25 protein-coding genes are annotated in these 20838 nt (G+C 70.9%); 18 read left to right on the forward strand and 7 right to left on the reverse strand.

The annotated features are described in order from the left end of the window. Window positions 1-21: 21 nt before the first annotated feature. The gene (locus AB0877_RS21825; RefSeq protein ID WP_366611035.1) at window positions 22-501 is read left to right on the forward strand and encodes a hypothetical protein; all 480 of its coding nucleotides are present in this window, start codon (window positions 22-24) and stop codon (window positions 499-501) included. Next, window positions 501-962 (forward strand): hypothetical protein, encoded by a 462-nt coding sequence (locus AB0877_RS21830; RefSeq protein WP_366611037.1) that lies wholly within the window; start codon window positions 501-503, stop codon window positions 960-962. The genes AB0877_RS21825 and AB0877_RS21830 overlap by 1 nt, the downstream gene beginning before the upstream one ends. A 25-nt stretch (window positions 963-987) precedes the next feature. On the opposite strand, the gene AB0877_RS21835 is transcribed toward AB0877_RS21830, so the two are convergent. Together AB0877_RS21835 and AB0877_RS21840 are read right to left on the reverse strand one after the other, a co-directional pair. After that, on the reverse strand, window positions 988-2160 hold the full coding sequence (locus AB0877_RS21835) for a low temperature requirement protein A (protein ID WP_366611038.1): 1173 nt from the start codon (window positions 2158-2160) through the stop codon (window positions 988-990). A 19-nt stretch (window positions 2161-2179) separates the two neighbouring features. Beyond that, window positions 2180-2602 (reverse strand): hypothetical protein, encoded by a 423-nt coding sequence (locus AB0877_RS21840; RefSeq protein WP_366611039.1) that lies wholly within the window; start codon window positions 2600-2602, stop codon window positions 2180-2182. 185 nt (window positions 2603-2787) lie between these two features. Between AB0877_RS21840 and AB0877_RS21845 the strand changes: the two genes are divergently transcribed. Continuing rightward, window positions 2788-3876: an S-(hydroxymethyl)mycothiol dehydrogenase gene (locus AB0877_RS21845; RefSeq protein ID WP_366611040.1), complete on the forward strand. Its 1089-nt coding sequence runs from the start codon at window positions 2788-2790 to the stop codon at window positions 3874-3876. Further along, entirely contained in the window at window positions 3873-4502 is a 630-nt protein-coding gene (locus AB0877_RS21850; protein ID WP_366611041.1) for an MBL fold metallo-hydrolase, read from the forward strand. The genes AB0877_RS21845 and AB0877_RS21850 overlap by 4 nt, the downstream gene beginning before the upstream one ends. A gap of 37 nt (window positions 4503-4539) precedes the next feature. Here AB0877_RS21850 and tsaA read toward each other — a convergent pair whose 3' ends face one another. Further along, window positions 4540-4968 (reverse strand): tRNA (N6-threonylcarbamoyladenosine(37)-N6)-methyltransferase TrmO, encoded by a 429-nt coding sequence (gene tsaA / locus AB0877_RS21855; RefSeq protein ID WP_366611043.1) that lies wholly within the window; start codon window positions 4966-4968, stop codon window positions 4540-4542. 57 nt (window positions 4969-5025) lie between these two features. On the opposite strand from tsaA, the gene AB0877_RS21860 reads away from it, so the two are divergent. Both AB0877_RS21860 and AB0877_RS21865 read left to right on the forward strand, forming a co-directional pair. Beyond that, window positions 5026-5496, forward strand: coding sequence for a VOC family protein (locus AB0877_RS21860; RefSeq protein WP_366611044.1), 471 nt, complete (start codon window positions 5026-5028; stop codon window positions 5494-5496). 565 nt (window positions 5497-6061) lie between these two features. After that, window positions 6062-6775 carry a hypothetical protein gene (locus AB0877_RS21865; protein ID WP_366611046.1) on the forward strand — a complete coding sequence of 238 codons (714 nt, stop codon included), beginning with the start codon at window positions 6062-6064 and terminating at the stop codon, window positions 6773-6775. 68 nt (window positions 6776-6843) lie between these two features. Here AB0877_RS21865 and AB0877_RS21870 read toward each other — a convergent pair whose 3' ends face one another. Next, on the reverse strand, window positions 6844-8214 hold the full coding sequence (locus tag AB0877_RS21870) for a hypothetical protein (RefSeq protein WP_366611047.1): 1371 nt from the start codon (window positions 8212-8214) through the stop codon (window positions 6844-6846). Window positions 8215-8404: 190 nt separating this feature from the next. Here AB0877_RS21870 and AB0877_RS21875 point away from each other — a divergent pair, with 190 nt between their 5' ends. The 4 genes from AB0877_RS21875 (at window position 8405) to AB0877_RS21890 (ending at window position 11729) form a co-directional block, all read left to right on the forward strand. Beyond that, window positions 8405-8719 (forward strand): MazG-like family protein, encoded by a 315-nt coding sequence (locus AB0877_RS21875; protein WP_366611048.1) that lies wholly within the window; start codon window positions 8405-8407, stop codon window positions 8717-8719. 438 nt (window positions 8720-9157) lie between these two features. Further along, window positions 9158-9742 (forward strand): hypothetical protein, encoded by a 585-nt coding sequence (locus AB0877_RS21880; RefSeq protein WP_366611050.1) that lies wholly within the window; start codon window positions 9158-9160, stop codon window positions 9740-9742. A 195-nt stretch (window positions 9743-9937) separates the two neighbouring features. Then, a complete protein-coding gene (locus tag AB0877_RS21885) occupies window positions 9938-10912 on the forward strand; it encodes a pirin family protein (RefSeq protein WP_366611051.1) in 975 nt (324 codons plus the stop codon). Between the two features lie 148 nt (window positions 10913-11060). Beyond that, a complete protein-coding gene (locus tag AB0877_RS21890) occupies window positions 11061-11729 on the forward strand; it encodes a hypothetical protein (RefSeq protein ID WP_366611053.1) in 669 nt (222 codons plus the stop codon). Window positions 11730-11999: 270 nt separating this feature from the next. Here the strand turns inward: AB0877_RS21890 and AB0877_RS21895 are convergent, their stop codons facing one another. Together AB0877_RS21895 and AB0877_RS21900 are read right to left on the reverse strand one after the other, a co-directional pair. Beyond that, window positions 12000-12665 carry a DUF1345 domain-containing protein gene (locus AB0877_RS21895; protein WP_366611054.1) on the reverse strand — a complete coding sequence of 222 codons (666 nt, stop codon included), beginning with the start codon at window positions 12663-12665 and terminating at the stop codon, window positions 12000-12002. A gap of 42 nt (window positions 12666-12707) precedes the next feature. After that, on the reverse strand, window positions 12708-12980 hold the full coding sequence (locus AB0877_RS21900; protein WP_357648058.1) for a DUF2795 domain-containing protein: 273 nt from the start codon (window positions 12978-12980) through the stop codon (window positions 12708-12710). Window positions 12981-13135: 155 nt separating this feature from the next. On the opposite strand from AB0877_RS21900, the gene AB0877_RS21905 reads away from it, so the two are divergent. The 5 genes from AB0877_RS21905 (at window position 13136) to AB0877_RS21925 (ending at window position 16565) form a co-directional block, all read left to right on the forward strand. Then, window positions 13136-13546: a DUF2267 domain-containing protein gene (locus AB0877_RS21905; RefSeq protein WP_179778796.1), complete on the forward strand. Its 411-nt coding sequence runs from the start codon at window positions 13136-13138 to the stop codon at window positions 13544-13546. Window positions 13547-13763: 217 nt separating this feature from the next. Beyond that, entirely contained in the window at window positions 13764-14789 is a 1026-nt protein-coding gene (locus AB0877_RS21910) for a TerC/Alx family metal homeostasis membrane protein (protein WP_366611056.1), read from the forward strand. 75 nt (window positions 14790-14864) lie between these two features. Beyond that, window positions 14865-15464 carry a sulfite oxidase-like oxidoreductase gene (locus AB0877_RS21915; protein ID WP_350863230.1) on the forward strand — a complete coding sequence of 200 codons (600 nt, stop codon included), beginning with the start codon at window positions 14865-14867 and terminating at the stop codon, window positions 15462-15464. A gap of 7 nt (window positions 15465-15471) precedes the next feature. Next, the gene (locus AB0877_RS21920; RefSeq protein ID WP_366611314.1) at window positions 15472-16236 is read left to right on the forward strand and encodes a ferredoxin reductase; all 765 of its coding nucleotides are present in this window, start codon (window positions 15472-15474) and stop codon (window positions 16234-16236) included. A 35-nt stretch (window positions 16237-16271) separates the two neighbouring features. Beyond that, on the forward strand, window positions 16272-16565 hold the full coding sequence (locus AB0877_RS21925) for a DUF6510 family protein (protein WP_355009041.1): 294 nt from the start codon (window positions 16272-16274) through the stop codon (window positions 16563-16565). 162 nt (window positions 16566-16727) lie between these two features. Here the strand turns inward: AB0877_RS21925 and AB0877_RS21930 are convergent, their stop codons facing one another. After that, on the reverse strand, window positions 16728-17135 hold the full coding sequence (locus AB0877_RS21930; RefSeq protein ID WP_366611058.1) for a pyridoxamine 5'-phosphate oxidase family protein: 408 nt from the start codon (window positions 17133-17135) through the stop codon (window positions 16728-16730). 124 nt (window positions 17136-17259) lie between these two features. Between AB0877_RS21930 and AB0877_RS21935 the strand changes: the two genes are divergently transcribed. The 3 genes from AB0877_RS21935 to AB0877_RS21945 all read left to right on the forward strand — a co-directional run bounded on the left by AB0877_RS21935 (window position 17260) and on the right by AB0877_RS21945 (window position 20823). After that, window positions 17260-17994 (forward strand): VOC family protein, encoded by a 735-nt coding sequence (locus AB0877_RS21935; RefSeq protein ID WP_366611059.1) that lies wholly within the window; start codon window positions 17260-17262, stop codon window positions 17992-17994. Window positions 17995-18065: 71 nt separating this feature from the next. Further along, entirely contained in the window at window positions 18066-18593 is a 528-nt protein-coding gene (locus AB0877_RS21940; protein WP_366611060.1) for a GNAT family protein, read from the forward strand. Between the two features lie 76 nt (window positions 18594-18669). Next, entirely contained in the window at window positions 18670-20823 is a 2154-nt protein-coding gene (locus AB0877_RS21945) for a glycogen debranching N-terminal domain-containing protein (RefSeq protein ID WP_366611061.1), read from the forward strand. The last annotated feature ends 15 nt before the right edge of the window (window positions 20824-20838 follow it).

The following is a 20838-nucleotide window of genomic DNA, read 5'->3' on the forward strand; positions in this document are numbered from 1 at the left end:
GACCCGTTCTACCGTCCCGGCATGGCATTCCGCGACAAGGAACTACGAACGCCCGGGCCGGTGCTGATCGCCGGCCGGCACCTCAAGCGCTACCACGTGGACCAGCCGGAGCGGCCGATCGAACCCGAGGTGGAGAAGGCCGCGTACGACCTGCTGCCCGACCTGCTGGCCGACGTCGTCGACGACGGCACCCCGGCCGCCGGGTGGGTGGTGCTGCACCGGGGCGCGGACACCGGCGCCTATCTGCTGGCGTACACCTGGGTGTGGGACAACGCGGTGGAGGTCCGGGTCGCCGCGGCCGGGCAGCCGGCGCTGGACTGTCCCGACGACGACCCGGCACACTTCGTCCACCTACGCCGCCCGGCGGTGGGCTGCGTCTGGGAGTTGGCGGTTCTGGAACACGAGCGGGCCGCCTGGGTCCGGCACATGCTGCTGCCGGAGAGCCCGAATCTGACCGATTATCTGCGCGACACGCGAGCGGAAGGGCCGGTGGGCCGCTGATGGGCGACTTCGACTTCTTCGTGGGCACCTGGAACGTCGTCAACCGGCGGCTGCGCGAGCGGCTGGTCGGCTCCGACGAGTGGGAGGAGTTCCCCGGGGTGTCGGTGGCACACGGCTTCTTCGCCGGCGGCGGTCACTTCGACGAGATCACGTTCCCGACCAAGGGATCCGCCGGCGCCACGATCCGGGTCTTCGATCCGGCCCGGCAGGAGTGGTCGATCTACTGGGCGAGCAGCGACACCGGGGTGCTGGGGGTGCCGCCGATGGTGGGCCGCTTCGTCGACGGGGTCGGCCACTTCTACGCCGACGACCAGCACGAGGGGCGCCCGGTCCGGTGCCGGTTCATCTGGTCGGGCATCAGCGCGACCACCGCCCGGTGGGAGCAGGCGTTCTCGGTCGACGGCGAGCAGACCTGGGAGACCAACTGGATCATGGAGTTCACCCGAGCGTCGGACCAGTAGTCTGGTGGGTGATCGGTGAGCGACGTCAGGCCACCGGCGTGCTCGGGCCCACGTCGCGGCGGCGCAACAGGATGGTCAACGCCACGAGGGCGACCAGCAGCGCCGCCATCGCGTACACCGGGGCCGGACCGAGCGGTGCGAGCAGCGCCAGCAGCGCGACGACCGGAAAGGCGACGACCACCGCGCCGTGCTGCTGCCGACGCACGTGCAGCATCCAGACCGTGAGCAGGAAGACGGCGATCGGGACGGCCACCGCGTACCCGGCGACCGTCTCCGAGATGTGCGCGAGGTGCCGCTCGTGGTCCACCGACACGCTCAGACCCGCGCCGACCGCGGCGACCGCCGCGAAGATCAGGTAGTGGCCATAGCCCCAGACCAGCGTGTACGGCATGCGGTCGGGCGCGTCGATGGGCCGGTCGAAGTAGAGCCACCACAGGGCGAACACGATCACGGCGGCCGCCGCCGCGAGCCACCAGAGGTGGTGGTCGCCGGCGTCCACTCCGGTCTGGATGGCCACCGACGTGGCCAGCACCACGTCACCGAGCACGATCAGGGTGAACAGCCCGTACCGTTCGGTGATGTGTCGCGGATGCCAGGGGGTCATGCCCGGGCGCTCGGCCACCGCCGGCACCAGCAGGTCGGCCAGGATCAGCAGCAGCAACGCCACGGTCGCCCACCCCTGCGGCAGGGCCAGCCGGAGCAGCCAGCCGATCTGGACGACGGTGACGCCGATCGCGTAGCGCCGGGCCGCCAGGCGGTGCGCCGGGTCACCGGCGGCGGCCCGGCACCACTGCACGACGAGCGCGATCCGCATCACCACGTAGCCGTACGTGATGACGCTGAAATCGCCGTCGTCGAACGCGCGAGGCACGCCGGCGGCGATGATCAACGCGCCGGCGATCTGCACCAGCGTCGCGATCCGGTAGAGGTCGTCGTCGGTGTCGTAGGCCGAGGCGAACCAGGTGACGTTCATCCACGACCACCAGATCGCGAAGAAGACCAACAGGTACCTGGTCAGCGCGTGTCCGAGCTGATCCTCGGTGACGGCGTGGTGCAGGTTGGCGGCGGCCTGCGACACCGCCACCACGAAACACAGGTCGAAGAACAGCTCCAGCGGCGTGGCCGCGCGGTGCGGCTCGTCGCGACGACGTGGCCGCATCGGCCGGTAGAACGGCCGCACCGACCGGGAGTCGGTCAACTGCGCTCCTCAGCGGGAATCAGGAGCGCCGCCGACGGCCGTGGGTCAGCCCCTCCAACACCAGGGTCATCCCCGCGCCGACGAGCCAGACGTCCTTGGCCAGCCCCGCGCCCTGCTGGGTCGGGCGGATGCTGCCGGGTTCGCGCATTCCCGGCGTCTTCAGGTAGAGCTGCACCAGGCCCGCGCCGAACGCGGTCAGGCCGAGCCCGACCAGGGGCGCCGGGACGAACGGCGCGATCAGCGCGGCCCCCAGGGCGATCTCCGAGTACGACAGCAGCTTGGCGAAGCGCGCCGGCTCCAGTTGACCGAGCTGGGGCATGGCGGCTACGGCCATCCCGTGCAGGCCCTCCGCGGCGGTCCCCTCCAGGGTGCGCTTGCTCAGACCCGAGTTGAGGAAGTACGCCCCGATGGTGACCCGTAGCGGCAGGTGCGCGAATTTCATTGTCACTCCCGTTGGCCGTGGTCGAATGCGGCCCGCGTACCCCGCACCGCCCGCGATAACCCGCCGGGCCGGCTGGGCTGGCCGTGGTGGTCGCGGTAGGTTCGCCGGGGGCCCACCGCCGAGCCCGTGGCACACCCGCCCACCCCGGCACGCGGCCCCGCCGCAGACCACCAGCAGGAGGCGAAGTGAGCCAGGAAGTCCGGGGAGTCATCTCCCGCAGCAAGGGCGCGCCGGTCGAGGTCACCACCATCGTGGTGCCCGATCCCGGGCCCGGTGAGGCGATCGTCCGGATTCAGTCGTGCGGGGTCTGCCACACCGATCTGCACTACCGCGAGGGTGGCATCAACGACGACTACCCGTTCCTGCTCGGCCACGAGGCGGCGGGCGTCGTGGAGCAGATCGGCGAGGGTGTCACCGACGTCGCCCCGGGCGATTTCGTGGTGCTCAACTGGCGGGCGGTCTGCGGTGTGTGCCGCGCCTGCCGTCGCGGGCGGCCCTGGTACTGCTTCAACACCCACAACGCGAAGCAGCGGATGACCCTCACCGACGGCACCGAACTCGCCCCGGCGCTGGGCATCGGGGCGTTCGCCGAGAAGACCCTGGTGCACGCCGGGCAGTGCACCAAGGTCGACCCGGCGGCCCGACCCGCCGCCGTGGGTCTGCTGGGCTGCGGGGTGATGGCCGGGCTGGGTGCGGCGATGAACACCGGGAACGTCACCCGGGGCGACTCGGTCGCGGTGATCGGCTGCGGCGGCGTCGGGGACGCGGCGGTCGCCGGTGCGGTCCTCGCCGGTGCCACCACGGTCGTCGCGGTGGACACCGACAGCCGCAAGCTCGACTGGGCCCGCACGTTCGGCGCCACGCACACCGTGAACGCGTCCGAGACCGACCCGGTCGAGGCGATCCGTGCCGCCACCGGCGGCTTCGGCGCCGATGTGGTGATCGACGCGGTGGGCCGACCGGAGACGTGGAAGCAGGCGTTCTACGCCCGCGACCTTGCCGGCACCGTGGTGCTGGTCGGCGTACCGACCCCGCAGATGCAGATTGAGCTGCCGCTGCTGGACGTCTTCGGGCGTGGCGGCGCGCTCAAGTCCAGTTGGTACGGCGACTGCCTGCCGAGCCGGGACTTCCCGATGCTCACCGAGTTGTACCTGCAGGGCCGGCTCGACCTGGACGCGTTCGTCACCGAGGAGATCGCGCTCGACCAGGTCGAGAACGCCTTCGACCGGATGCACCACGGCGACGTGCTCCGCTCGGTGGTGGTGTTCCCGTGACCGCCCGGGTCGACCACGCGGTCACCTCGGGCACGTTCTCCCTGGACGGGCAGACCTTCGATGTGGACAACAACGTCTGGGTGATCGGTGACGACCGTGAGTGCGTCGTCCTGGACGCGCCCCACGACGTGGCGGCGATCCTCGTCCTGGTGGGCGAGCGGCGGGTCCGGGCGATCCTGGCCACCCACGCCCACGACGATCACGTACGCGTGGCGCCCGAGCTGGCCGGGGCCACCGGCGCGCCGGTGCTGCTGCACGCCGCCGACCGGGTCCTCTGGGACATGGTCCACCCGCACCTGCCGCCCAACGGCGAAGTGCACGACGGGCAGATCATCGAGGTGGGCGGCACCACGCTGCAGGTGCTGCACACCCCCGGGCACAGCCCCGGGGCGTGCAGCTTCCACGCTCCGGAGTTGGGCGCGGTGTTCACCGGCGACACGCTTTTTTCCGGTGGGCCGGGCGCGACGGGCCGCTCGTACAGCGACTTCGACACCATTGTCCGGTCGATCCGCACCCGACTGCTGACACTTCCCGCGGAGACGGTCGTGCACACCGGCCACGGCGACGACACGACGATCGGCGCGGAGGCGCCGCACCTGCAGGAGTGGCTGGACCGCGGCCACTGAGCCCAGCACACCGGCCGGCTGGGCGCGGTCGACGGGCTCAACGTTCGTCGGCTGCGCCCAGCACCGGTTTGACGTCGAGGATCGGGGTGCCGTCAAGGGCCTCCAGGTCGGCCACCTCCACGCGCAGCCCGTCCACCGTCAGGACCCGCACCCGGTGCAGCCCGATCGGGTTGGGCCGGTGCGGCGAGCGGGTGCTGAACACCCCGGTCTCCGGGCGGTTCGCGTCGCCGCGTGGGTGCACCGCGAGCACGTCGCGCCGCGCACGGTCCAGCCAGGTCAGCACCAGCATGTCCGTGCCGACCCGCAGGTCACGCACGGCCCGTTCGACCTGTGGGTGGAATACCAGCCACGCCGTCGGCGCGCCCTCGTCGCCCTGCCGTGGCGCGCTCGCCGTGTCGGTCAGCGGTGACGCGACCCGGCCGACCGGGTGCAGCGGGTAGGCATCGTCACGCACTGCCTGGACCATCGACGCTCCCTCCTGGACGCTCCAACCTAACCCGACCGCGACGCTAGGATCCCGCTCATGGCCGCCGACTCGCCCGCCCCCGCCGTCCGTCAGTTGCGCCTCGTGGTGGAGGCCGCCGACCACGAGGCGGCCGTCGCGTTCTTCCGCGACGCGCTCGGCCTGCCGGAGGAGGCGGCGTTCACCGGCGAGGGGGATGCGCGGGTGGTGATCCTGGACGCCGGCCGCGCCACCCTGGAGATCGCCAACCCCGCGCAGAAACGCCTGATCGACGAGGTCGAGGTGGGCCGGCAGGTCGCACCGCGCATCCGGGTGGCCTTCGAGGTGGACGACGCGGAGGCGACGACCGCCCGGCTGGTGGCTGCCGGCGCGGGCGAGATCGCGCCGCCGACGCGTACGCCGTGGGAGTCGCTCAACTCCCGCCTTGACGCGCCCGCCGGGCTTCAGATCACCATCTTCCAGGAACTCCTCGGGCCGAACGAAGGTGTCGGGACGCGGGATGCGGGGCCCGCAGGTGACGGCGACAACTGACTCCGGCGGGGGCCGACCAGGCGCTGAGCCGCTCGGACCCGCCAGCACCTCACCGCCACGGCGGCTTTCTCGTCCGCCCGGGCGAGCCGCCGGCTGCCTCACCCACCGTGCTGGCTCGGACGCCCACTGACGGTAGCGACAAACCGCCAGCCTGGCTGCCCCCCCAACACCCTGCCCGGCCCTTTGCTCTGCTTACCTATCTGCACCACGTCCCGTGAGCTGCGACTATGCGCTTTCCGTCAGCTGCCGCAGTCCGTCCCCATGGTCACGAAACGTGGCTGGTGCGTATAGGTAAGCAGAGCAAAGGCTGACGGTCGGACATTGCCCTCGCGCTCCGACAACACCCTGCGTCACGGCCGTCCGGCCTGCTGTCTGGTAGGGCCCCGGTGTCCGACTCTGCGCGTGACCGGGACCGCAGCCGGCGAGAGTTCGGGCAATTCCGGAATGCCCGACACGTGAACCCGGTTGTGTCCCCCGTACCGCCGGAGCCCAAACCCCTTTCCGCGGTCATCTCCCGAGGAGTGTTCACCCCGGAGCACTCCGCACGATCGAAAGGGCAACCATCGTGAAGGTCGACTTCACTCGATGGCTCCCCGCCATCGCTAAGGACTCGTACCGCAAGACCGCGCTGAGCGTGGCGGGTGTGGCTGCTCTCGGCGGTCTGGCCCTCGCGCCGACCGCGGTCGCCGCACCGGTCACCTCCGGACCGCACCAGGGCGCCGTCGCCGCCATCGACCGCGCGACCGGAAAGGCGGCCACCACGGCCCGCCAGGACGACCAGCCCGTCGAGTCGGGCCTGACCACCGGCTCCGCCACCGGCAAGCCGCCGGCCGGCAAGCCGAGCCGGGCCCAGCTCATCCCGCACGGCATCGAGGGCGCGCAGTCGCGCGTACCGCTCGACGACGCGCAGCTGGCCAACGCCCAGGCCATCGTCGACGCCGCCAAGAAGACCGGCGTCGGTGACCGGGGCGCGGTGATCGGCATCGCCACCTCGTTGCAGGAGTCGAAGCTCTACAACCTCGGCCACCTCGGCGCGTACAACGACCACGATTCGCAGGGCCTGTTCCAGCAGCGTCCGTCGTCCGGTTGGGGCACGCCCGACCAGATCACCGACCCGGAGTACGCCGCCACGGCGTTCTTCACCGCACTCAAGAACGTCGGCGGCTGGCAGGACCTGCCGCTGACCACCGCCGCGCAGACCGTGCAGGTCTCGGCCTTCCCCTACGCGTACGCGCAGTGGGAAGAGCAGGCGGCGGACGTCGTCCAGCAGATGTGGTGACACCCGCACACCAAGCCGGCCGGCTCCCCTCGACGGGAGCCGGCCGGTTCTGTGTCTCTGGGAGGAACTCAGCAGGCCGGGTAGAGGCGGCGGGTGCCCACCCCGGCCGCGTACGCGTCCCGGTCGCTGAACCGGCAGCCGTAGTCGGGTCGGGCCACCACCGCCGGGTCGGTCACGGTGTCCCCGGCCGGGCGCTTGCCGGTGCGTACCCAGGACACCAGGTCGTCCCAGGCGGCACCGGCCTCCGCCGGGGTGAACTCGCAGTGCTGCGTCGCCCGGATGGCGCGCTGAACCACCAGCCTGCCGCGACCGTTGCGCGCCACGTCGGTGGCGTACGCCTGCTCCATGCTGAACGGTACGAACAGGTCACCGAGACCGTGCAGGCTGAGCACCGGCGCGGTCGGGCGGCCGGCGATGCGCGGCACCTCGGTCAGCGTCGGCAGAAGTCGCTGCCGCAGGTTCTCCGGGGCGACCCGCTGCACCGTCGCGTTGACGTTCACCGGGCTGTTCGGGGTGTAGCGGGTGAGCAGGTTGGTGGACAGCTGGCCCGGCCGCTGGGCGGGAGAGTTGCCGCTCCCGGTGGGCACGCTGATCGAGAAGAGGAAGTCCTTCCAGACCGCGAACGCCGCGTCGGCACCCGGACGCGGCCCGCCGGAACGGTTCACCGTGATCGCCCGCAGCTGCTTGCCCCGGTCCGTCGTGGTGTCCGGCCCTGTGGGGGTCAGCCCGGCCAGGCCGAGCGCCACCTGGATGCGGGGCACCGCGTCGGTCAGATAGTCAGCCGGCGTGGGATGCGCCGGCACCCCGGACAGTGCCTGCGCGACCAGGTTGTAGTCCAGGTAGAAGTCGAGCAGCGTCTGATCACCGAGCACACCGCACATCGGCAACGCGCCGTCGTAGAAGCCGGGGTACTGCTCCACAGAACGACCGATGACGTACCCACCCATCGACACCCCGGCGACGTAGGTGTGCTGCGGTCGGCGGACCGTCCGCCCGAAGTGGTCGGCGAGATCCTTCGTCCCCAGCACCCCGGAGCGGATGTCGAAGCCGTTCCGGTCGTACGAGGACGACGCCCACGCGTACCCCTGCTCCAGCAGGCGCTGGCGCAGCCCGAAGGCCGGCGGTTCCGGCGAGAGAACAGTGCCCTGGCCCCGGTAGCCGTGCGCCCACAACAGCAGGTCGCCGTTCCACCGGGCGGGGACCTCGATGATGTACCCGGCGTGGCGGTGCACGCCCTGGCGTACCGTCGTCGGCCTGCCGCCCACCACCAGCGGCGCCAACGGCGGATTCTCGATGGTGTAGCCCGGCAGCGGCTCGCCGCCCCTCGCGTCGCGGCCGGTGGCGCTGGCCGGCGCCGCACCGGCCAATCCGACCGCGAGGGTCAGCGTCGCTGCGGCGGCGAGCAGACGGCGGAGGTGACGAACGGGTGTGGACAGCATTGATGCTCCCCATCAAGGCGGTTGTCGCCCGGGGGCGACCAGCGGGACGGTTGCCTACCGGTCGGTAGCGTCCTGAACCTAGAACTGGCGTCGACCAGTGTCAATGGGTTCGCTGATCCGCCGGTCAACACGACGATCCAGGCCTACCCGGTCGTTCAAACCGGTGGGCCGATCGGGTTGACTGGTCGTCGTGGACGAGTCGATCTGGGAGGCGGCCCGCGTGTCACGCGGCTGGCTGGACGCGGCGAACGGCACCGGGCAGACCGAACTGACCTGCCGCATCCTCAAGCTCACCGAGGAAGCGGGGGAGGCTTCGGCTGCCTGGATCGGTGTGCTCGGGCAGAATCCGCGCAAGGGTGTCACCCACACCCGCGAGGACGTCGCGGCGGAGTTGGCCGACGTCGCCTTCACCGCGCTGGTGGCCATCGAAAGCCTCGGGCTGGACGCGCAGACGGCTCTGGACGCCTGCGCCACAAAGGTACGCTCCCGCCTGACGGGTCAATAAGCGCCCTGACGTCCGGGATGCCCCGACTTCCATGAGCCCGAGTGGATCGTCGGGGTGGCCGGCGATCGGCCCCGCAGGCCTGGTGCCGTGTGGGCGTTGTGTCCCTATTTTGGGTGTGGCCGGTTGCACTCGTGGGCCGGAATCATGGCCGGGCCGGGGTCGTTACACACTCAGACGATCGCAGCACCACCGGCCCGGCCCCCGACCCTGAGGGCTGGTCGCGCAGGTCGGAATGACCCCGGCCCCCCGGTCGCTACACAGGGTCCCGGCGCCACGAGCCCCCGCTCGCCAGGCCGCCGACTCCGACGCCCCGGCAGGGCGTCACCCCTCAGACTTTCCTCCTTGTTAGTGCAGCGCCGGACGAGGTGCTCACACCCACCACCACCGTTCCCCCTTTTCGGTGGTGTGGGTGTTCCTACCCCCGAAGGAGCTACCCCCATGAACTCGATCATGCGTAAGAGCGTTCTGTCCGTTGCGGGTCTCGCGTTCGCCGGTGGTGTCTTCGCCGGCCCCGTCGCCCACGTGGCCAATCCTGTCGACGGCAAGCCCGTCGCGGTCGCGGTGCAGGCCGACAAGCCCGACGCCAGCAAGCTGATCCCGCACGGCACCCAGGGCGAGCAGTCCCGGATCGCCCTCAACGATGAGCAGACCGCCAACGTGAAGGCGATCATCGCCGCGACGAAGAAGGCCGGTCTGCCGGAGCGGGCCGCGGTCATCTCGATCGCGACGAGCCTGCAGGAGTCCAAGCTGGAAAACCTCGGCCACCTGGGCGATAGGAACGACCACGACTCGCTGGGCCTGTTCCAGCAGCGCCCGTCCAGTGGTTGGGGTACGCCGGAGCAGATCACCGACCCCGAGTACTCCACCACCGCCTTCTTGAAGGGTCTGAAGCAGGTTGACGGGTGGCAGGACATGCCGTTGACCGACGCGGCGCAGACGGTGCAGGTGTCGGCCTACCCGGACGCCTACGCCCAGTGGGAACAGCAGGCCGCCGACCTGGTCGGCCAGTACTGGAACAGCTGACCCGCGTCACGGCACGCAGCACGACCGCATCGACCGCTGGCCGGCACCCGCAACCCGGGTGCCGGCCAGCGGCGTTTCCGTCGGCATCGCGACGGTGGTCCATCGGCGCACGCCGACAACCACGGGCTGGTGAACACCGCCCCCGCTGGCGGGAAGCGTCGCTGCCGGGAACGGGCGTGCGCGTACAGTCGGGCGGTGGAGCGTACTGAATCGATGCTGGCGCAGACCCGACCGCCCGGCGTGGCCGACGTCGATCCCGGCAGTGTGTTGTTGCCCGGCCACGACGTGCCGTTGGGCCGGTACACCACGGTGCGGCGGCTGCTTCCGCAGCGCGAGCGCCGGATGGTCGGCGCGTGGTGTTTCGTGGATCATTTCGGCCCGGACGATGTGGCGCAGCGGCCCGGCATGGAGGTGCCGCCGCACCCGCACACCGGGCTGCAGACGGTGACCTGGCTGCTCGACGGCGAGATTCTGCACCGGGACAGCCTCGGCAACGTGCAACCGATCGTGCCCGGCCAACTGAATGTGATGACCTCCGGGAACGGTATCGCCCACTCGGAGCGCTCGCCGGCCACCCATCCGCCGGTGATGCACGGTGTGCAGCTCTGGGTGGCCCTGCCGGACCCGGCGCGGGCCGGAGCGGCCGACTTCGCGCACCACGCCGACCTGCCACGCTGGCGCGACGGCGATCTGGACGGCACAGTGCTGGTCGGCGAGTTCGCCGGGGAGCGGTCACCGGCGGTGGTGCACACCCCGTTGGTGGGGGTGCAGCTGGAGTTGAGCGGTGAGGCGCCGGCGACGATGGCGTTGCGGCCCGATTTCGAGTACGCCGTACTGGCGATGTCCGGGTCCGCGGAGGCCGCCGGGGTCGGGTTCGAGCCGGGGGCGCTGCTGTATCTGGGCTCGGGCCGCCGGGAGCTGACAGTGCGGGGTGGGGCCGGGGCCCGGTTGTTGCTGCTGGGCGGTGCGCCGTTCGAGGAGCCGTTGGTCATGTGGTGGAACTTCGTGGGTCGGTCCCACGAGGAGATCGCCGCCGCCCGGGAGGACTGGATGGCCGGTGACGGGCGCTTCGGCGTGGTCGCCGACGACTCGGCACCGCCGCTGCCGGCACCCGCCTTTCCCACCACCCGCCTGAAGGCCCGCGACCGCAGCGGCGGCCTGCACGGCTGACGCCCCCGCACCTCGTCGATCTTGCACTTTCGGTCCCCGGAATATGAGTTTCGTGGGCTTTTGTCACGACAGAAACTGCAAGATCGTCGGGCTGGGTTGGGCTGGGTCGGGCTGGGTGTGGCGCTGGGTGGCGTGGGTAGGCGCTGGGATGGCGACTAGTTTGATCACTCCGGTGGAGGACCGTAAACGTCTGGCGCGCCGGCTCGCCGGCAGCGGGCGGGGCTTCGCCGAGCAGTACGGGTTCCGGGTGACGAACAACCCGGCGAGCCTGTTCCAGGTGCTGTACCTGTCGGTGCTGCTGGCCCGCCGTGGTGACTTCCGGCGGGCGTTGGACGGGGCGCGGGCGTTGCGCGACGAGGGGTGGGACAGCGCGGCCCGGCTGGCGCGTTCCCTGCACGAGGACCGGGTCCGGGTGCTGCGCGCCAGCGGCCAGCGCGCGGACGTGGACGCGCTGGCCGCCGTGCTGGGTGACCTGGCTCGGACGGTGATCGAGCGGTACCGGGGTGATCTGCGTCGGCTGCGGGCGGTGGCGCGCCACGACCCGGTCCGGGAGCGAAAGCTGCTGACCGAGCTTCCGGGCGTGGACGATCAGGTCGTCGTCCTGTTTCTTCGTGAGGCGCAGGCGTTGTGGCGGGAGGTGGCACCGGTCGCCGACCGGCGGGCGCTGGCCGCCGCGCGTCGGCTCGGGCTGGGCAGGTCGGCGGACGATCTGGCTGGTCTGGCCACTGGCGAGTCCGAGCAGTTGGCCTGGCTGGTGGGGGCGTTGGCCCGGGTCGACCTGGAGCATCGGTACGCCGAGGTGACCGGTCGGCCGTGACGTGCCCTGGCCCACACTTCCCCGAATTCTGACCAAACGGAGGATGGTCTGCCGTATGGTTGGACCCGGCAGTGCTGGCCGCTCGGTTCGGGCGAGCCTCCACCGCCTGGTGACCGCGACCGGTTCGGATGCGGTTCACCGCCTGGGCAGGCTTGCGTGGCGCCCTGGGTCGCGGTTCGTGACCAGGGGCGCCCGCCTGTCCCGGCCCTTCGGTCGGCCCCGCCCCGTGTCGCTCCCGGGGGACTGCGCGGCCCGGAGCGCCACCAGCTGTCATCCCGCCAGACCCGCCAGCAGGTTCACTGTCACGGCGATGATGAACGCGCCGAACAGGTACGACACCATCGAGTGGCGCAGCACCGTACGACGCATCTCGTTGCTGGTCAGGTTGGTGTCGGAGATCTGGAACGTCGTCCCGATGGTGAACGCGACGTACGCGAAGTCGGAGTAGCACGGCGGCTCGGACTGGTTGAAGTTCACCCCGCCGTCCGGGCCGGTGTAGTAGATCCGGGCGTACCGGGCTGCGAACAGGGTGTGGACCACGAACCAGGAGAGCACCACGCTGAGCACGCCCAGGCCACTGTGCAGCTCCCGGGCCGTCCCGGGGGGTGCGCTCTGCGCGCTGGCCACGACCAACCCGACGGCCAGCAGGCTGACCAGGCAGGCGACGAGCAGCAGGGCGTCCCGGATCGCCCGGTTCGGATCCTCGTGGACGGCCAGTTGGGCGGTCCGCAGGGCGTCCATCGGCCAGAGTTTGTGCCAGACCAGCACGAGCCAGCTCAGCGCGCCCACGTCCCAGCCGGCCAGCGCGGCGAGCGGCAGGGGAAGCAACAGCGCGAAGACGCAGCCGGCGACGACGCCGACCACCGCCACGACGGCAAGCTGCTTCGCAGCCGGGAAACGCACGTCCGCTGGCCGGTCGGGGCCGGTCTGGGTCATTCGGGACGCTCCCGGGTCGCGGTGGTGGGCGTCACCGCCGGGTCAGATGCCGCGCAGGTGCTGCGAGACCCGGTTGTGCTTCTTGTCCCGGGCCTGCTCGGCCCGCTGGGAGGGGCCGACCTCGGGCGCCGCCTCGATCCCGGCCGAGCGGGCCACCTCGGTCCCGTTGGCGTAGTCGACCGGCGGCAGGGCGCGTAGCGCCTTCAGCACGTCCGGCGGGGCGCCTTCCCGCTCGGCCTCGCGGACCACGTCGTCCTTCTCGGCCGGGTAGTCCAGGCTCGACAGGTACTGCAGGACGTCGGCGTAGCTCGCCATGGCGTGGGCTCCCTCGGGCATCGGTGTGGTGACGACCGGCGGCGGTTACCCGCCCGCCGGCCGGTCACGCCCGCCCGGCGCGGGAAACCCGGTGCCGTTTCTCCTCGGCGCCTGCGGGTACCCGCAGGCGCCGACGCGAGCCAAGGGGGTACGCGATGAACTACGACACCTTCATCGACCAGGTTTCCCAGCGCACCGCGACGTCGTCCGAGCGGGCGGTCGAGCTGACCCGGGCCGTGTTGGAGACGTTCGCCGAGCGGTTGACCGGCGGTGAGAATCTGGACCTGGCGGCTCAGCTTCCGCAGCCGTTGCAGTTGGTGCTCAAGCCGAGCCCGAGCACCGAGCAGGCGGACCGGTTCGGGGCGGCCGAGTTCGTTGCCCGGGTCGCTCTGCGGGCCGGGGTGGACGAGCCAGCCGCACGGGACGCCAGTCGGGCGGTCTTCACCACCCTGCGGGAGGCGATCACCGGCGGCGAGTTCGACGACGTGGCGACGCAACTGCCGCGTGATTATCGGGGCCTGGTCGAGCAGGCGATGGCCCCGGGGGCGACGCTGCGCCGCGGTTGACAGCGCTCGTACCGGGCACGCACAGCGGTTTACCAGGGCAACCATCAATGTCCCGCTTGGCGTCGCGATTCCGCCTGGCCTAACCTTGTCGTGCGAGGGGAGTACTTCCCACGAACCATTCCGGTCAGTACGGCGCGCCGGGCGTGCCTCGGGTGGTTGCCCACCAGGTGGTGGGTGAAGGAGACCTCGAACATGACGGTGTTCGAGGAGACCCCACATGAATCAAGTGTCGTATTTGTCCGCCGCCAGTGACCTGTCGTCGGTGGGTACGCCCACGCTGTGGGCGGTCACCATCATCGGGGTCATCCTGCTACTGGTGCTGGACTTCCTGGTCACCCGTCGCCCGCACGAGGTGTCCATGCGGGAGGCCATCGGCTGGTCGGCGTTCTACATAGCGCTGCCGCTGGCGTTCGGCGCCTGGATCTGGGCCCGCTTCGGCTCCCAGCAGGGCGTCGAATACCTGACCGGTTACCTGGTGGAGAAGTCGCTCTCGGTCGACAACCTCTTCGTCTTCATGTTGCTGCTGGCGGCGTTCGCGGTGCCGGCGGTGCTCGCCCAGCGGGTGCTGCTCTACGGCATCGCCGGTGCGCTGGTGCTGCGGGCCGTCTTCATCGCCCTCGGCGCGGCGGCGTTGCAGACCCTCGACTTCGCCTTCCTGCTCTTCGCGATCATCCTGATCGCCACCGCGGTGAAGCTCCTGCGCGACGCCCTGTCCGGGCATCAGCAGGAAGTCGACATCAACAAGATGCGTTCGGTGAAGCTGCTGCGCAAGGTCATGCCGGTGGTCGACGACTACCACGGCACCAGGATGACCGTCCGGCAGGGCGCGAAGCGCGCACTCACGCCGTTCGCCCTGGTGGTGGTCGCGGTCCTGGCCACCGACATCGTCTTCGCTGTCGACTCGGTGCCGGCCGTCTACGGCATCACCGAGGACCCGTACCTGGTGTTCGCCACCAACGCGTTCGCCCTGCTCGGTCTGCGGGCGCTCTACTTCGTCCTGCACGCGGCGCTGAGCCGGTTGGTCCACCTCAGCTACGGTCTGGCCATCATCCTGGCGTTCATCGGCCTCAAGCTGGGTCTGCACTGGGCGCACGGCATCTGGGACAGCGTGCCGCAGATCCCCACCCTGGCCTCGCTCGGCGTGATCATCGGTGTGCTGGTGGTGGTCACGCTGACCAGCCTGCGCGCCACCCGGGGTGGCGACCTGCCCGAGGACCGCAAGGTCGTCGCGGAGCGGCACTGACCGCGCCGCGCCGGCAGACGACGGGGTACGCGGGAAAGCTCCCGCCCCCACCGGCGCGGGTGGTACGACTGTGCAATGGGAATCGTGTCACCGGGCTTTCAGGGTCGGCCCCGAACACAGGAGCCGGCCCTGCCACCCGGTCAGTATCTGACCGAGGACTTTCCGGTGCTCTCGGCCGGCCCGACGCCCCGGGTGTCACTGGACACCTGGGAGTTCGTCATCTCCGCCGAGAACGGCAGCGACCACCGGTGGTCGTGGCAGGAGCTGATGGCCCTGCCGCAGGAGACGCCGACGGTCGACATCCACTGCGTCACCCGCTGGTCCAAGCTCGGCACCAACTGGCAGGGCGTCTCACTGGACACGCTGCTCGCCGACGTCGACACGGGGGCGCACTTCGCGCTGGCGCACTCCTACGGCGGGTACACCACCAACCTGCCGCTCGACGACCTGCGCGGCGGCCAGGCCTGGGTGGTGCACACCTTCGACGGCGCCCCGCTGCCCGCTGAGCACGGCGGGCCGGCGCGACTGCTGGTGCCGCACCTGTACTTCTGGAAGTCCGCCAAGTGGGTGCGCGGCCTCCGACTCAAGACGATGGACGAGCCAGGGTTCTGGGAGACCGCCGGGTACCACGACTACGGCGACCCGTGGCGCGAACAGCGGTACCAGGGTGACTGAGCGCGCGGTGGCGACGAGCACGCAGCGCCGGACCCCCAACCGTTGGCAGGTTGGCCGGCTGGTGGAGCGCCGGGTGGAGACGCCATCCGCGCAGACCCTGGTGCTGGAGGTGCCGGACTGGCCGGGGCACCTGCCGGGGCAGCACGTCGACCTGCGGCTCACCGCTCCGGACGGTTACCAGGCGGCACGGTCGTACTCGATCGCCGGGCCGGCCGTGGACGGGCCGGGAGGGCCGCGCATCGAGGTGACAGTGCAGCGGGTGCACGACGGCGAGGTGTCGCCGTACCTCATTGATGTCTTTGGCGACGGCGACCCGATCGAGGTCCGCGGACCGCTCGGCGGCTGGTTCATCTGGCGACCCGAGGAGACCGCGCCGGTGCAACTGGTCGCCGGCGGCTCCGGCGTCGTGCCGCTGATGGCGATGATCCGGGCACGGCGGGCGGTGGGCAGCAAGGCGCCGTTCCGGCTGATCTACTCGGTGCGCACCCCGGGTGACGTGATCTACGCCGACGAGCTGCGCCGCCGGGTCCGCGACGACTTCGGCCTCGACGTCGCGTACGTCTACACCCGGGAGGCTCCCGAGGGCTGGCGCGGCGAGCCGCACCGGATCGGGCTGGCCGACGTCAACACGCACGGGTGGCCACCGGACCTGGAACCACTCACCTACGTCTGCGGCCCGACCGCGTTCGTGGAGACCGTGGCCGACCTGCTGGTCGGGCTGGGTCACCCGTCGCGTCGGGTCAAGACCGAACGGTTCGGCCCCACCGGCTGACCACCCGCTCACCCACGCAGTGTCGAGGAGATTCGATGACCGAGATGTCGTACCTGGACGGCAACATGCTCGACGGCCCGATGCGTGAGCTGTTCACCGTCGACCTGAGCAGCGCGATGGGTCGCTGTGAGAACTGCGGGACGACCGGTTCGATGGCCAGCCTGCACGTCTACTCGAACGCCCCGGGCCTCGTCGCCCGCTGCCCCTCCTGCGAGGAGGTGATGGTGCGCCTGGTGCGCGGGCCGGACCGGGCCTGGCTGGACATGCGGGGCACCACCTTCCTCCAGGTGCCGATGCCGATGGAACAGACCTTCCCCGGCCCGCTCTGACGCAACGCTCAGCCCGGCTGAGGCCGGATGGCCGGGTGCAGCCGTCGCAGTGCGGGCAGCCGTCGAGCACCGCGCGGCGCGGATACCCGGCGGACGCGTCCCGTACGCCCGCCAGGGCCGCCCCCAGCTCGTTTCCCACCGGCCGATTGTCTCATCGACGACTCACTGAGCGGTGCCCGCGAGCAGCCACCGCCGGACGGGGATCTCCAGCAGCGCCCGCTCGCCGTCCGGGCCGACCTGCCGGCCGACGTCCCAGCCGTCGTACTTGCGGGCGAACGCCTCGACGACGGGAGCCGGAAAGTCGCCCCGGTGCACGTGGGCTGCGCCCTCCGCTACCACTGGCGCGTCGCCGCCCTCCAGAGCCAGGGACACCCGGGAGTCGTTCGCCACATTGCGGGCCTTCACGCTGCGGTTCTCACAGCCGACCCAGAACGTCGCGGAGAGGTAGACGAACCAGACCGGCGTGAGGTGCGGGGACCCGTCGCGCCGCAGCGTGCAGAGCCAGACGTTCCGCTCCCGGGACAGCCGCTCCTCGACGACGGCGGAAGCGGTCGTGGTCGTTCGGTTCATCAGGCCAGTTGATCACAGGCCTTCGCGTGCCGAGGGCGGCCGGTCGAATACTCGGGTGCGAACGGTCCGACCCGTCCCTAGGCTTGCGCCCCGAAGGAACGCTCAGCATCCGGTCGGATCGGAGATGACCAGCGCGATGACGGCTCACCTGTTCGCCATCACCTATGACGCAGCCCAGCCCGTACGCCTCGGTCGGTTCTGGTCCGGGCTTCTCGGTCGGGACATGGTGGAGGATCCGCGCGACGGCGTCCTGGTCCTGCCCGGGGCAGACCCCGAGATCCGGGTGCGCTTCGTGCCGTCTGACCGGCCGAAAATCGTCCAGAACCGGATGCACTTCGATCTGACCAGCAGTTCGCTGGAGGACCAGCAGCAGACGGTGGCCCGTGCGTTGGAGCTGGGCGCGCGGCACGCCGACATCGGGCAGGGCCCGGACATCGATCACGTGGTGCTGGCCGATCCCGAGGGCAACGAGTTCGACGTCATCGGGCCGGGCAACAACTTCCTCGACGGCTGCGGCTTCGTCGGTGCGCTGGCCTGCGACGGTTCGCAGAAGGTCGGCTACTTCTGGAGCGCGGCGCTGGGCTGGCCGCTGGTCTGGGACCAGGACGAGGAGACCGCCATCCAGTCGCCGCACGGTGGCACGAAGATCACCTGGGGTGGTCCGCCGTACATGCCGAACGGCGGCAGGGACCGGGTGCGTTTCGACCTCGCCCCGGCGGTTGGCGTCGCCTGGCAGGTCGAGGCCGACCGCCTGCTGTCGCTCGGGGCGACCCGGGCCGACGCCGACCAGGATGGGACGGGCCGGCTGGTGCTGGCGGACCCCGATGGTCAGGAGTTCAGCCTGCGGACGTCCCGCTAGACCGGTCGACGCCCCGCTCGCACGGCAGCCGGTTGGACACCGACGGTGCTCGTCGGTCAGAGTGATTCGCCGTGAGATACCTGCGTACCGGTGGTCCCGCCGCGATCCGGCGACCCCGGCCCACCGACTCGGACGAGTTCGTCGCCGCCGCGGTGCGCAGTCGGGACCTGCACCATCCCTGGTTGGCCGCGCCGGCCAGCCCGGAGGAGTACGAGCTCTATCTGCGCCGGATCCGTCGCCGCGACAGCGCCGGCTACCTGATCTGTGACCGGGCCAGCGGTGAGATCGCCGGTTACGTGAACATCAGCGGGATCGTGCAGGGTGCGCTGCGGGGTGGCTTCCTCGGGTACGCGGCGTTCCTGCCCTACAGCGGGACCGGTCACGCCTCGGCGGGCGTCGCCCTGGTGATCGACCACGCGTTCACCTCGGCCGGATTGCACCGGCTGGAGGCGAACATCCAACCGGGCAACGAGCCGTCGCGGCGGGTGGCCCGCAAGCTGGGTTTCCGGTTGGAGGGGTTCTCCCCGGACTACCTGTTCATCGACGGGGCCTGGCGCGACCACGAGCGCTGGGCGATCACCGCACCAACCCCCGCCTGACTCGTCGGCCCGGCCGCGGGTCTTTCACCCGGACCGGGTGATGACGCTCCGTACTCTGCTTCCTACGGTGGGTGTCATGGCTGCCGTTCGCGCGACCCCTGCCAACCCCTTTCCCGGCCTGTTGATCGCCGATTCGGACAGTGGCGATCAGCGGGCGATCCCGCCGGAACTGGGACCCGACTCTCTCGCGGTGCTCAGCGGGCCCACCTTCCTGTACTCCAACGCCCAGGGGGACGTGCCGCCGGGCAGCATCGGTGGGCTCGTGCACCTGGACACCCGGCTGCTCAGCGGTTGGACACTGACCATCAACGGCAGCGAGTTGCTGGTGCTGCGCTCCGAGACCATCGAGCACTACTCCGCGCAGTACACGCTCACCAACCCCGACCTGCCGGGGCTGCCGCCGAACAGCCTGGCCATCCGGCGGCTGCGCTACGTCGGCGACGGCCTGCACGAGCGCCTGGAGCTGGTCTCGTTCCGGTTGGAGCCGGTCCGGTTCGAGCTGCGGCTGGCCGTCGAGGCCGACTTCGCCGACCTGTTCGAGGTCAAGTCCAGGGTCCGGGACCGCTTCGCGGAAATCAGCCGTGACCATGCCGCCGACGGTTCCGAACTGTGCTTCTCCTACCAGCGTGGAGACTTCTGCGCCCAGACCCGGGTGTGCTGCGCGACGCCGGCCGACCGCATCGAGGGCGACGACCTGGTCTGGGAGGTGGAACTGGGCCCGCGCGAGTTTTGGAAGGTGGACCTGCGCGTGCCGCTGCCGGACGGCATGGGGGTGGTCGAGCCGGTCCGGGGTGACATCGCCGACGTCTTCCATGGCCGCGCCGACGATCCGCTGCGCCGGTGGACCGAGGACCGCGCGGTGTTGCGCAGCGACAGCACGTCGCTGGAGCGCACCCTACGCCAGTCCCGTGACGACCTGTCGGCGCTGCGGCTTGACCTGGAGGTCAAGGGCCAGCGCATCATGTTGCCCGGTGCCGGACTGCCCTGGTTCCTCACCGTCTTCGGACGGGACACCTTGATCAGCGCCTATCAGACGTTGGTCGCCGGACCCGCCCTGGCCAAGGGCGCGCTGCTCGCGCTGGCCCGGCTTCAGGGCGAAGCGTGCGACGACTTCACCGACGAGGAGCCCGGCAAGATCCTGCACGAGGTACGCAGCGGCGAGCTGACCCGCTCCGGCCAGAAGCCGTACGGGCCCTACTACGGCACCGCCGACGCCACCCAGCTCTGGCTGATCCTGCTCTCCGAGTACTGGCGGTGGACCGGCGACGACGAGACCGTCCGGCAACTGCGCGACAACGCGCTGGCCGCGTGGCGGTGGATCGACGAGTACGGCGACCGGGACGGCGACGGCTACGTCGAGTACGCCACCCGCTCGCCCGAGGGGCTGGGCAACCAGTGCTGGCGCGACTCCCCGGACGGGGTGTGCTTCGCCGACGGCCGAATCCCCGTGCTTCCGCTGGCCACCAGCGACCTGCAGGGCTACACCTACGACGCCAAGCTGCGGCTGGCTGAGTTGTTCGACGGTCCGTTGGACGACCCCGCGTCGGCGCACCGGCTGCGCGAGCAGGCCAACACCCTGTACGAGAGGTTCAACCAGGACTTCTGGATCGAGGAACGGGGCGGCTACTACGCGGTCGCCCTGGACGGCGACAAGAACCGCGTCGACTCCAAGACCTCGAACATGGGTCACCTGCTATGGAGCGGGATCGTGCCGCCGGAGCGGGCCGACGCGGTGGTGCGACAACTCATGTCACCGGACATGTTCTCCGGTTGGGGCATCCGCACCCTGTCCCGGGAGGAGCGGCCCTACAACGCCCTCGGCTACCACCTCGGCACGGTCTGGCCGCACGACAACTCGATTGCCGCGCTCGGCCTGGCCCGGTACGGCTACCGGGCCGAGTCGAACCGGATCAGCCTGGCGATGATCGAGGCCGCCGAGCAGTTCGGTTACCGGTTGCCGGAGGCGCTCAGCGGGTTCGACCGGGAGCGGCTGCTGTTCGCCGTGCCGTACCCAACCGCGTGCAGCCCGCAGGCGTGGGCGGCGGGCACGCCGCTGGCCCTGATCCGCGCGATGCTCGGCATCGATCCGGTCGAGGGCCGGCTGGTCCTCGATCCGGACGTCCCGGAGGAACTGGGCCGGATCGCCGCCGAGCGGGTCCGGGCGTTCGGCCAACAGTGGGAGGTCGAGGCGATCGGTCGCAGCGGCCACGTCCGGCTCCAGCCGAGCTGAGCACGGCTGGAGACC

The organism is Micromonospora sp. NPDC047644 (assembly GCF_040704315.1).
In the GTDB taxonomy this organism is placed as follows: domain Bacteria; phylum Actinomycetota; class Actinomycetes; order Mycobacteriales; family Micromonosporaceae; genus Micromonospora.